Annotated in this window: 10 protein-coding genes; 8 read left to right on the plus strand and 2 right to left on the minus strand. The window is 40.2% G+C overall.

The genetic code is table 11. The features are described from left to right. Positions 1–410: 410 nt before the first annotated feature. From HLH16_RS02425 to HLH16_RS02450, 6 genes are all read left to right on the plus strand, one after another. Positions 411–1,364 (plus strand): MlaA family lipoprotein, encoded by a 954-nt coding sequence (locus tag HLH16_RS02425; protein WP_171528103.1) that lies wholly within the window; start codon positions 411–413, stop codon positions 1,362–1,364. A gap of 110 nt (positions 1,365–1,474) precedes the next feature. Continuing rightward, positions 1,475–2,443, plus strand: a complete 969-nt coding sequence (gene gigA / locus HLH16_RS02430) for an RsbU family protein phosphatase GigA (protein ID WP_131290227.1) — start codon at positions 1,475–1,477, stop codon at positions 2,441–2,443. A 113-nt stretch (positions 2,444–2,556) separates the two neighbouring features. Further along, positions 2,557–3,075, plus strand: coding sequence for an anti-anti-sigma factor GigB (gigB, locus tag HLH16_RS02435; protein ID WP_086192859.1), 519 nt, complete (start codon positions 2,557–2,559; stop codon positions 3,073–3,075). A 23-nt stretch (positions 3,076–3,098) separates the two neighbouring features. Then, on the plus strand, positions 3,099–3,923 hold the full coding sequence (locus HLH16_RS02440; protein WP_171528104.1) for a carbon-nitrogen hydrolase family protein: 825 nt from the start codon (positions 3,099–3,101) through the stop codon (positions 3,921–3,923). A gap of 116 nt (positions 3,924–4,039) precedes the next feature. Next, complete coding sequence (locus HLH16_RS02445; protein ID WP_171528105.1) at positions 4,040–4,465, plus strand: organic hydroperoxide resistance protein; 426 nt, start codon at positions 4,040–4,042, stop codon at positions 4,463–4,465. Between the two features lie 110 nt (positions 4,466–4,575). Then, entirely contained in the window at positions 4,576–6,090 is a 1,515-nt protein-coding gene (locus HLH16_RS02450) for a hypothetical protein (protein WP_171528106.1), read from the plus strand. A 162-nt stretch (positions 6,091–6,252) separates the two neighbouring features. Here HLH16_RS02450 and gspE read toward each other — a convergent pair whose 3' ends face one another. Then, positions 6,253–7,740, minus strand: a complete 1,488-nt coding sequence (gene gspE, locus HLH16_RS02455) for a type II secretion system ATPase GspE (RefSeq protein WP_171528107.1) — start codon at positions 7,738–7,740, stop codon at positions 6,253–6,255. Positions 7,741–7,839: 99 nt separating this feature from the next. Between gspE and HLH16_RS02460 the strand changes: the two genes are divergently transcribed. Together HLH16_RS02460 and HLH16_RS02465 are read left to right on the plus strand one after the other, a co-directional pair. Then, positions 7,840–8,661, plus strand: a complete 822-nt coding sequence (locus tag HLH16_RS02460) for a DUF432 domain-containing protein (RefSeq protein WP_171528108.1) — start codon at positions 7,840–7,842, stop codon at positions 8,659–8,661. A gap of 8 nt (positions 8,662–8,669) precedes the next feature. Further along, the gene (locus HLH16_RS02465) at positions 8,670–9,596 is read left to right on the plus strand and encodes a mechanosensitive ion channel family protein (protein WP_171528109.1); all 927 of its coding nucleotides are present in this window, start codon (positions 8,670–8,672) and stop codon (positions 9,594–9,596) included. Positions 9,597–9,698: 102 nt separating this feature from the next. On the opposite strand, the gene HLH16_RS02470 is transcribed toward HLH16_RS02465, so the two are convergent. Beyond that, positions 9,699–12,404: a DUF2339 domain-containing protein gene (locus HLH16_RS02470; RefSeq protein ID WP_171528110.1), complete on the minus strand. Its 2,706-nt coding sequence runs from the start codon at positions 12,402–12,404 to the stop codon at positions 9,699–9,701. Positions 12,405–12,470: the final 66 nt, after the last annotated feature.

Raw genomic sequence — 12,470 nt, forward strand, 5'->3', positions numbered from 1 at the left:
CACACAAGTTGTTCTTCATAATCTCTTAATGATCTTCTTGCTACTTCGTCAGCAGCAAGCTAGGTCGGCTATATTACTCTCTATCTCTAAAAAGTCAACAGGTTTTATTGATTATTTTTAAACTTCTCCAAGACTTCCAGATTCAAACCCTTTAGGCTAAATCCTTGTTTCTCAACAAGTTTTAATCAACATCACCGCCGATGGATGTGCATTATAGGGGATTTATTTTACTATGCAACCCCTTTTTTCAACTTTACTTATCATACGAGTATATTTTAATCATTTCGTCTTTTTTCCTACATATTTTGATCAAATTTGTTTTAATACCATGTCTCAAAGAACTGTTAATATACTTTATTCGGTATTTTTAGCTTTAAGCACCAGCTTACGATAAAGCTCTAGGATTTTTTATGCGTCACTTTCATTATGTTTGGGTTAGCCTTTTCTCTTTTGGACTTACTTCCCCTGTATTCGCAAATGATGCGATAGAAAATTCTGAATCTACTGCAACTAAAAACGTAGAAGCTTCCACAAAAAAAATCCAAACGGCTCAAAATCCTCGTCTTGAAGCCTTGAAAGAATTAAAAAATATTAAAGCGAAAGATTTAAAAGTAAATGCAAATGCAACCCAGCCTGAAAGTCAAAAAGATCCCTTGCAACCCTTGAATAGACAGATCTTTGCTTTTAATGATGTTCTAGATCGTCATGTGGCCCGCCCTTTAGCCGTTCAATATAAAGAAAAAGTACCCACTGATGTACGTGGGTCGTATCGTCAATTTCGCAAAAACTTGGGCGAACCTTGGAATGTGGTAAATCAGCTCATTCAAGGTCGTCCTCTTCGTGCTGCAGAATCTTTAGGACGATTTACGATTAATACCATCACTACTTTAGGTTTTGCAGATCCAGCTCGACGTATGGGATTAACTGCTGAAGAAGAAAATTTTGGTACCACATTAGGCTATTACGGTATCCCTTCTGGGGCATATTTAGTGTTACCCGTTTTCGGTCCAAGTACATTTCGTGATGGATTGGGCACCCTAGTAGACAGTCAAGCCCGCCCACAAAAATACCTTCTGGAAGATCATGACGGAATTTATTGGGCCGACCAAGCTTTAGGTGGCATTGATGCCCGCTCACAACTTTTAGATATAGAAGATGTGTTGCAAGGTGATAAATATGCTGCAATTCGTGATATTTACTTGCAACGTAAAAATTTCGCAATTGCAGAAAAAAAAGGGCTAGAATCTGAAAGCCTGTTCATTGAAGATGATCTCGATAGCACTGAAAATGACGTGCCAGAAGATAATCAAAATAACAACCCAGATGAAATGCAAAATGATGATGTAGACACAACCACTAAATAAGTCTTTGCCATTGATTAAAAATATGATCAGCAGAGTATCTTTCTTTGCTGATCATTAGCTTGTTATAGTACAGCTATACGTTATTACCTTAAGGATTATACAATTTCTTTATGTATTTCATTCAACCGACTCGCAATATTCCTTATTTAGATGAGGTTCTAAGTACACTTCCAAGTGTGCAAATGATTCACATAGATGATATTGATTTGTATGATCCCACAATTTTAGCGATTGCAGATGTACAGGACTATCTGACTTATCAATGGTCACTCCCCACGATTGTGCTGGCTTTTGAAAATGAAGGCACAGCTTTAGCCCAAGCCTGGGAGCTAGGTGCTTTAGCCGGTTGGATCTGGAACAAATTGCCCAGCGATCCCGAAGCCTCATTACTCAAAATTGATGCGCAATATAAACGTAATCAAGATAGTCGCGACCTTCCCTCAGCTGCACATTTGCAACAGTGCCTACTTCCTAATCCGATCGAACTGATGAATTATAAGGTTGAAACCTTATTTCAACCTTCTGCATACCTGTCAGGTGATTGGTATGATTACTGGAAAATCAGCGATAAAGAAATTATGTTTTATCTGGCTGATGTTTCTGGGCATGGAGTCACCAGCAGTTTATTAACCTCCTGGATGGCTGCCTTTCATGGTCGCTCTAAAACACCGCGCGAGTTAATTAAAAAGCTCAACGGGATGCTGGTTCAAGAAAATATCGAAAAACATATTACGATGATTGCCGGGGTTTTAAATTTAGAAACGCATCAGCTACGTTGGTCCAGTGCCGGACATTATCCACCTGCAATTATCTTTGAACCGAACCAACCGCCACGCATTTTAAATACCAGCAGCTTTCCTTTAGGACTCACTGAAGATCTTGAAGTTGAAGAATTTGAATGTGTATTGAATCGTCAGGCCCGGTTTATTATTTGTTCAGATGGTGCACTTGAACCTTACGATGGTGGGCTGAATGAACAATTTGAAAAATTAGTCTTCCATTTACAAAATCAATCCTTCCAAGCCCCTGAACATGTTGCCGACGATATTGCAATACTAAGTTTACGCAGAATGAATTAACCATATAATCAATACGTTAACTTTCAACTAAGCGATATACGACTCTTGAGCACTTGAGTCTGTAGTAGCCCTATGTGATAATTTTACGATCCTTCTCTGCAAATGGCATTTATATGTCAACAGGTCATGTTGAATATGCAAGCTTGAATGGAACGCATATTTTTAAGCTTATTGGCGAAGTGCGTGCCCAATCTTGTATCAGTCTAGACAAACTCCTTAGTAAAATTGAACAGCAATCAAATGTCGTTGGGGCAATCGTAGATTTAACCCAGACTACATTTATTGACAGCACTGTTTTAGGTGTACTTGCCAAGCTTGGTTTAAAGCTGAAACAGACTCACCAAATTCAGGCAGTTATGTTATCCACCAATCCAGATATTACTACCTTGGCCAATAGCATGGGCTTGGGTCAGGTTTTTGTGATCTTAAATTACTGCGGTGATCCAAAAGTATGTACCCGCGAATTAATTGAAGAACACATTACTCATAACGCAATGTTAACCACTGTTTTAGATGCACATAAAACACTGATGAAGTTGAATGAAAGTAACCAAAATATGTTTGAGCCTTTGGTGAAACAATTACAAAAAGAACAAGATACTTTAGAACAAGTATCTCAACAAAACGTATAAAAATTATTATTTAGAGCCATCACATGACTTTACTCTCTGTTGTACAAATGAATTCCCAAGATGACATTGAAGCCAATTTCATCGTGATCGAGTCATTGATACAACAGAGTAAAGCTGATGGTGCAGAGCTGATTGTTTTCCCTGAAAACTTTGTCTGTTTTGCGGGTGGGAAACAACGCGAGACGGCAGCGCAATTCGAAGCGATTCAACAGCGCTTGGAAAAACTTGCCCATCAGTATCAAATCTGGATTGTGGCGGGCACTCTCCCATGCCCGTTCCGTCCAGATGGCTCTGTTATTACTGATGGTCGTGTACGTACGGTGAGTTTATGTATTAGTCCAGAAGGTACTGAAGCGCGTTATGACAAAATTCATTTGTTTGATGTACAAGTGGGTGATGCTGTCGGTGGATATCAGGAATCTAAATTCTTTGAACCGGGCACAGATATCGTTGTTGCAAAAACACCCTTCGGTAATATTGGTCTGATGGTCTGCTATGACTTACGCTTTCCTGAACTGGCACTCACTTTACGTAGTCAAGGTGCAAATATACTGACTGCACCCGCGGCGTTTACCTACACCACTGGTCAAATGCATTGGCAGTTACTGTTGCAAGCACGTGCGATCGATAGCCAATGTTATGTCTTAGGCGCAGCTCAACAAGGCTGGCATGGTGAAAAGCGTCAAACTTGGGGACATGCCGGTGCAAGCAATAGTCGTGGTCAAATTTTAGATATCATTGATAGCGAAGGTGCAAGTTTAATTACTGTTCCTTTTGACCTTACTGAACAAGAGGCTATTCGTACATCTATGCCTTTAATTCAGCACCGTAAAATTATTAATTTCTAATTCAATTCAGCTTTAAACTTGAAATTTCTGCTTTATAAAAATTACAAAATCACTGCTTATTCTTTCATCAAAATCCCACACGATAACCACTCATATTAAATTCAGGGATCATAAAAATGCCTTTAGAAAAAGCGGTCTATACAGCAAAAGCGAAAGCAACCGGCGGACGTGATGGGCGTGCAATCTCATCCGATGGAATTTTGGATGTCCAATTAGCCGTACCTAAAGAAATGGGTGGTGCGGGTGGTGGTACCAATCCGGAACAACTTTTTGCAGCCGGTTATTCAGCATGTTTCCTTGGTGCAATGAAATTTGTCGCCAACCGCGATAAACTCAATATCGCTAAAGATGCCTATATTGAAGGCGAAGTCGGTATCGGTCCAATCCCGACGGGTTTCGGGATTGAAGTAACCTTGAATATTCATTTAGAAGGTATGGATCAGGCCGAAGCACAAAAATTGGTGGATGCTGCGAATATTGTTTGCCCTTATTCCAATGCGACACGTAATAATATTAATGTGACTTTGAATGTGATTGTTTGATTTTAATAAATAATCCACCTAAAAGTCAGAAACTTTTAAGTGGATTTAATTTATAAAGCAGTTTAAATTAATATGACCACACAAAAAAACCTGCTTAATACTGATTTCAAATGAAATTACCCATCGAAAAATTAACAAAAGAAGAAATTAATAAAATTTTTTCTGCATCTATAAAATATCACATAGAGAGCTTTTATTCGACAATTGCCGATTATGACCCAAATTATCTTTATAGCCATTGGAGATCTATAGTTCGTTCTATTGACGAGATTATTAACATTCCCTTAGAGCTATCTAATAAGATTGAAGTAAATCTATTTTTAAATTTAGACTTCAATTTTCTTGATCTTAATAATTTATCGAAACTCAAAATTGTTCTTTCTATCTTAGAAAATAAATTTGATAAAAATGTTGCTATTCGCTTTCAGCAATTAGCTATGATGTGCATAGCTATTGACTCATCTTACCAATTACAAGGAATATTCAGCCAAACAGGAAATAATTTACGATTAAACAATACAAAAAATGCAATAGCATATCTACAATCAAGACGAGCTTATTATATAACTACACTCAGACTCATTCCAAAAGTTGCAAAAGGTAAAAAAGTTATCAATTACCTTGATACATTGAATTTTTTACAGTATCCGCTCGATAGCTGTTTAACCAATATAACAACCGCATATTACAATTTGCTCTTAAATAATTGTTTAACCGACTTTGAAATAGATTCAAATGGGATTATTGCAAAGAGAAATTTTGAATATAACCATCTGGAAGGTTTCTTTATGGAACCTGAAAGACTTTCGTTAATTGACCAAATGGATTTACGACCTGAAACTATTATATCGAAAGAAATGTTACCTAAAGCACATAATAAAATTTTTTCATTCAGTGAAGTTATAAATGCAATGATATTATTTGAAGGAGCATTTAATAAATATAAAATACAAAATAATATAGAGTCCAAAGAACTTTCATTACTAATAAATGAAATAGAGATTTATCTTAAAGGTGACTTTCATGTTGTAATTGAGGAAGATAAATTTACTAACATTTCAATCAAGTATAAATCCTTGAAACTTCATATCACTTCATCCGAATATTTCGATAATCTAAATAATTATTCGCCATTTCAAAAAATTGATGGACAGTTTTATACGACTGTAGTTTTGCTTACCCGCTTTGTATATAGAACACTATCCCAATCTCTCTTAAAAAATAGAACTTTTCAAATCCATTCAGGATTTATTTTTGAAGATAAGGCTTCAAAAATTTTAGAAGCCAAAGGCTATACACCGACAAGCATTACTAGAATAAATCATAAAGAATTCGACTTAATTACAATCAAAGATAATAAAATTTATAATTTCCAATGTAAAAACAATTATATTGATATATCAAGAGTGAACTATGACTATAAGAAAATCGGTAGGTTTAATCAACGACTTTGTAATTATTATGAAAAAGCACTCATCAAAGAAGAAAACAGGGAAAGTCTCATAACCTCAAAAACAGGAATTAATGACATTGAACACTTTGTTATTTCTAGATACCCAGTTATAACAAGGAATAAAAGGATAATTAACTTCACTGATCTTGATAGCTGGAATTCAGACAGTTAGAGGATTCAACGATAAAAAAAGCCTAACCACTAACATGAGTTTTTCGAAAGAGCAAGCTAATGGAAAAATTCAACTTCAGTAATTCTATTCTGTTTATTCTCTAAGCCTTTTACCATTAGGGTTTAGGTAAAGAGTATATAAACTATCCAAAAATAAAGCGGCCTATTCGGCCGCTTCATTGGTGACACGCAGTACTTCTTCCAGAGTGGTTTTACCCGCTAATACTTTGCGCAAACCATCATCGCGGATTGAACCCGACTGTTTACGTGCATAAGTTTCTATCTCATATTCCGCAGCATTACCGTGTACCAAACGACGCATTTGATCATCGACAGGGACAATTTCATAAATTGCAGTACGCCCCATAAAACCGGTATGCGAGCAGTGATCACAACCTTTCGGTTGCGGTAATTTTAATAGAGTGTCTGTTTGTAAATGCTTGAAAATTTCGGTTTCAAAAGCATCTGCCTCATGCCATGTGGCACAGCGTGGACATAAGGTTCGCACCAAACGTTGGGCAATCACGCCAATCAGAGAACTGGCTAACAAGAAGGGTTCAATACCCATATCTTTTAAACGGGTGACTGCACCAATTGCCGTATTGGTATGTAGGGTTGAAAGCACCAAGTGACCGGTTAATGAGGCTTGCACGGCAATTTCCGCAGTTTCCAGATCACGAATCTCACCGACCATCACGACATCAGGGTCCTGTCGCAGCATGGCTTTCAAAGCACGGGCAAAGGTCATATCCACTTTGGTATTCACCTGAGTCTGCCCAATCCCTTCCAGCTGATATTCAATCGGATCTTCGGCAGTCAAAATGTTTTTTGAGCCATCATTCAAGTCGGATAATGCCGCATATAAAGTGGTGGTTTTACCTGAACCGGTGGGTCCGGTCACCAGAATAATGCCGTGTGGACGATGCACCAGATGGGTTAAACGTTCATAATCCGGTTGCATCAAGCCCAAATGCGTCATATTCAAACGTCCAGCTTGTTTGTCGAGCAAACGCATTACCACACGTTCACCATGCGATGAAGGTAGAGTTGAAACACGGACATCCACTTCACGACCAGCCAGTCTTAACGACATGCGACCATCTTGCGGCACGCGTTTTTCGGCAATATCCAGTTTTGCCATGACTTTAATACGTGACACTAAAAGTGGTGCCAACTCACGGCGAGGCTGCACAATTTCTCGAAGTTGCCCATCGACACGTAAGCGTACGGATAATTTTTTTTCAAAAGATTCGATATGAATATCAGATGCACCGACGCGAATCGCTTCAGACAATAATGCATTAATCAGTCGCACAATCGGTGCATCATCTTCCTGATCCATCAGATCTTCAGCTTCAGGCACCGAATCTGCCAAACTGAGTAAATCGGGATGATCTTCCAGACCAGCAGCCACTTGTTGCGATTCGCCAGTATCTCCGGCAAAGCTTGAACTGAGCAATTGATGAAATTCTTGTTCGCTACATAATTGATGCTGCGCAGCATGACCTAAATATCGACGGGCTTCTTGTATCGCCAGCAATGGCGTATTTTCACGGCGCACAATAAAGGCCTGATCACCCTCGTAACGCAGCAATACGCCATGACGCTTGGCAAAACTATAAGGTATTTGTAATTGTTTAAGTAGTTGCATCAAAGTTTATAATGATGAATAAATTGATTTGAGTGTACTCTAAGCATAAGACAGCGTGAAGTCTGTTTTTACTGATTAAGCAATAAAGGAAATGTGCCGTTGTCTAAAAACAATGAATTGATCGAACCAGAGCACCCGAATTTAAAATGGTGGGGTGAACACACTTTTGAATTGAATCAGCCCAAAGCATGGCAATTTGGTTCACTGTTATTTCGTCTTACCCGTGGCTTACAAGAATGGCGGCTGGAATTTCATCGCCCTCCAGTTCAGTACGACTATGAACAAAAGTGGCATGAAATTGAAGATCCCAATTTTGGTTTTCCACAACCGGTCAAAGTAGAACGCTATATGTTCAAGTCAACGCAAAATAAGTTGCAGCTTATGCCGCGCTTGGCAGATCGTTCCGTGGTGATCAAACCGGTTGATCCGATTTATATTCCTGCCGGACAACGTGGGACGCTGTATATCAGCACACCGTTATGGATTGCCGGTTTTGTCGAAGGACAAAAAGATCCGCTGTTTGATATTCCGGTAATTTTACCGAAAGACACCTGGTTTGGACCTAATCATCGTACCGGTGAAATTTGCTATGCCACTTCGGTCGATGGTCGGACTGAATTGCATCAGTTAAAACCACGGGCTTTTCGTGCGGTCACCCCGATTGAATTTCACAATACCAGTCATCAACAATTACGTTTTGACCGGATGAATGTGCCAGTTTCAGCACTCCCCCTATTCTATAGTGAAAGTACCGGACGGTTATGGACTTCACAAATTAAAGTCTTGCATGAAGGTTCGGATCGACCGCCGCGAATTCGGATTGAAAACCGTACCCCACCGCATGCAGGTGAAGTAATGTATCTGCATCCGCCACGTGCTCCAGCCAGTGCTTTGTTTAATATGTTTGATTCATTTTTCTAGGGGGTAATATGGCAGATTCAAATATTCCGAAAGAAATTACCCAAAGCGTCAAAAGCATTTTTACCAATATCAATACGGAACGCCTCACTGAAATTTTAGTGGCCGTGATCTTATCGCTGATTGGCTTCCTGATTGCCCGCTTTGTCTCGAATGCCTTTATTCGCACCATTGGCTCACGTTTTAATGCGCATCAAAGTCTGGTCTGGCGACGCGGTATTTTCTATTTCATCTTCCTGATCTTTGTGATGGCAAGCCTTAAAGAAGCTGGCTTTAAACTGAGTGTATTTTTAGGTGCTGCCGGTATTTTGACGGTAGCCTTGGGTTTTGCTTCACAAACTTCTGCCTCCAACTTAATCAGTGGCTTGTTCCTGATTGGTGAAGGTTCTTTTGAAATTGGCGATACCGTGCAAATGACCTTGATTCGCGGACATACCATTGAGGGTGAAGTGATTTCGATTGACTTGCTCTCGGTCAAACTGCTAACTCAGGACAATGTCTATGTTCGTGTTCCGAATGAACAACTGATTCGTGCACCCGTCTATAATCTGTCCAAGTTTCCCATTCGGCGTATTCCAATTACTCTAGCCATCAACTTTCATGAAGACATCATTAAAGTTCGTGAAGTCCTGCTTGATGTTGCCAATAAATACCCTCTGGTTCTGGCTGACCCTAAACCGGCAGTGACCGTAACAGCCTTCCGAGAATCATCCATTGAACTGTTATTTGCGATTTGGTGTGATCGTGAAAACTTTTTAAAAGTTCGTGACGAAATGCAGGAACGTATTCGTAATGGTTTCTTGGACAATCATATTGAAATTCCTGTGCCGAAAATGGGCTTTGTTGATCGACCTGCAAATGTTCAGCCTTTAAATGAAGAAGATATTGATCCGTATGCAAATGCTAAAGAAGTGAAGCGTGAGGCGAGGTTGAAATAATTATTTTTATAATTTAATCCTCCCCGACCCTCCTTTATAAAAGGAGGGAGAATCAAATCAAATACTTATTTAGATTCGAGTCTCCCTTTATCAAAGGGGGATTTAGGGGGATTTTTGCGGCAAAGAACTTTCAGGAATCGGGGCAATATAGGCAATCAGCAACATCACAAAACCTGCGCCCAAGAATGAAATCACCCGGGTTAAGGTTCCGATATGCGACAAATCAAACAGCACCAACTTCAAGGTCACAATCACCAGAATACTGCCACCCAAAATCCAGACTGAACGCAATTTTTTGCGACTGGCGAAGCTCATGGTCATAAAAGCCAAACTCACCCACAGCAAAGTCAGACTCAGTTGAACCGTGCCATCTTCCCATAAAGCAAGTTCGTTAAACGGCGTACCTAAATACACGTGTAATGCGCGTAGCACAATATAACTACTGAGCCAAAGTAGACTGAGTACCATCAGCACTGCCACGATGCCTTTATCTAAGCCCGATTTAACCTGCAATGACAGCATCCAGATAAAGCACGCCAACATGGCGATACTCACCAGATCAAATGGATTAATAATCGGTAGAAAATAGCTTTGGAAAGCCTGCTCGGTAAACAGTTGCGAACAGACAATCCAGGTTGCCATCAGCAGCAAACTACTTCGCGCTTGCCAGAACATTTTCCAGTCTGGATTATCCACCTGCCAATAACACCAGGCACAGAACAGCAAAGGCAAAATCACCACACTGATATAAGGCATGCTCGGAAAAAAAGTTAAGCTAGTCATGGCGAGACTGGTTAGCGTCCCAAAACTGCCCCACTCTTTTTCAGTCCGCACACCCAACATCGGACGCAGCCATAATGCGGTCAGCATCAAGCCAGAGAGTGCAAAACCGACCCGATCAAACATAGACAACCAAACAATAACTCCCTGCTTGCTCTGATCAATCACGATAATGAGAGCAAAAACAAAGACTGGAATTAAACCCAACCATTTGGGAAATAACCATGACCATGTGGCTTTGCAACGTAACATGACTTCATTCATCAGCAGATAGAATCCACTGACAATCAACAGACTCATCACAAGCTGGCGAGGACTGTCAATTTCATCCAGCAACAGCACAATAAACATCGTGGTTGCAGACAGCATCTGCAAACAGTGAAAAGCGATGGTTGAATTGGTCAGCTGATTCCTAAAAGATTCTCGGCTATTGGCGACCAAAACCACGGCAAAATAACTCAGGCACAGCCCCCAATACATATCTCGTGGAAATTCATTCAGCTCCACCAAGTAATACAAACTGGATAATCCGGCAACAATCAATAAGCCCATTGCAAGATAACGACTGATCTCAGACTTGCGATACAAGGCATAAGTAAAAATAATCAGCCCTTCCACTGCCCAGCCAATGACACTCCATTGCTTGTGTAAAAGAATCGGTGGAATCAGGGCCAGGAAAATCAGCATTAAACTAAAATAGCTTTGTGAAATTAGCTGCACTGCCTGATTGCGTTTCGACAATTGATACAAACCTGCATAAACGGCTGCAAAAGCCAGACTTGCACCAGCTTGTCGTAGCATTTCATCAAAATACATTAAATAAATAAAAATATAACCGACAATCGGTGCGCCAAAAATCAGGGCAATATCCAAAGCAGGTTTGAGTTTAAATTGGGTAAGATCATCTTTGGCAATCAGCTGGCTAAAACGAAAACTCAGCCAGACAAATATTGCGGTATGCACAGCAACCAATAGCGTTAACGTATTTCGTTCGGATTCCTCCCCCTGATAAAAGGCATAGCCTCCCCCGACAATCACGGTCATTAAAAAGGCAATTTGATTGAGGATTTTCCAGGGGCGTAATGTACTTAACACGACAACGGCAAGATTGATCACCACATAATAGGCAATCAGTTCAATGGCGGTGGCATTACGAACCGGTAGGGTAAATGGCGCAATATAAGCAATGATCAGCGCCATCAGTGCCAGTTCAATTGATTGCTGTTTTAAGCTTAGAGCGAGTGTCACGCCCATAATGGCAGCAAAGCACAAGGCAGCCATGCCTAGAGTAAGAATCACGGCATTGTAATAAGCAAAGAATAGGGTCAAAAATAATGCCGCTAAACCCAAGCCTTCTAAGGCCAGTGCAAAACTGCGGTTTTTAGTCTGCAACCAGTAACCGAGTCCGGTCACTGCGGCACTGATGCCCGCAACAATCGCCAGCTTCAGTGCAAGACTGAGTTGCCAATGTTCGGTAGCAAAACGCAGCAATAATACGATGCCAATCACCAGTACCAATATTGCTGCTTTTAAAACAGGATTTCCTTGAAAGATCCACTGTTTTAACTGATCAATCAGTTCCAATGAAGGTGAGACAGTTTGAGATTCAGGAAGTTGAGGGGATGGATTTTCAACAGTAGAAGATAGGTTTCTTGGCGTCTGATGTAATCGCGTTTGTACTTGGCTTAATAAACCTTCTAAATGGCGCAACCACCTCAGAAAGAAAAAAATCCACGCCGTGATGCCCAGTCCCACGACAAAACTCCACTCCATTGCACCACCGACAAGGGCAACAATTGAACAAAGATATAAAGGAACTTTAGAGCTTTCTTGAACCGAAAGATTTGTTTCTGCAGCAATTTTCACTGCCGGTGTCTGAATGGCATCGACATATTGCATCACACTCATGACAAAGGCTAAGCCACATAAATAGGTGAATATCCGTACCTCTAAAAACCAAGACCCCACCCCGACAATAATCAATACCATCAGCCAAATCATCCGGATTTCGCTCTGCCCTTTGTGCATCTTTTCTTTATCTCAATCCTTTTGACCTGATCATACAACAGCTCGGACTTTGATTTTTAAGCATTC

Source organism: Acinetobacter sp. ANC 5378 (assembly GCF_013004315.1).
Classification (GTDB): domain Bacteria; phylum Pseudomonadota; class Gammaproteobacteria; order Pseudomonadales; family Moraxellaceae; genus Acinetobacter.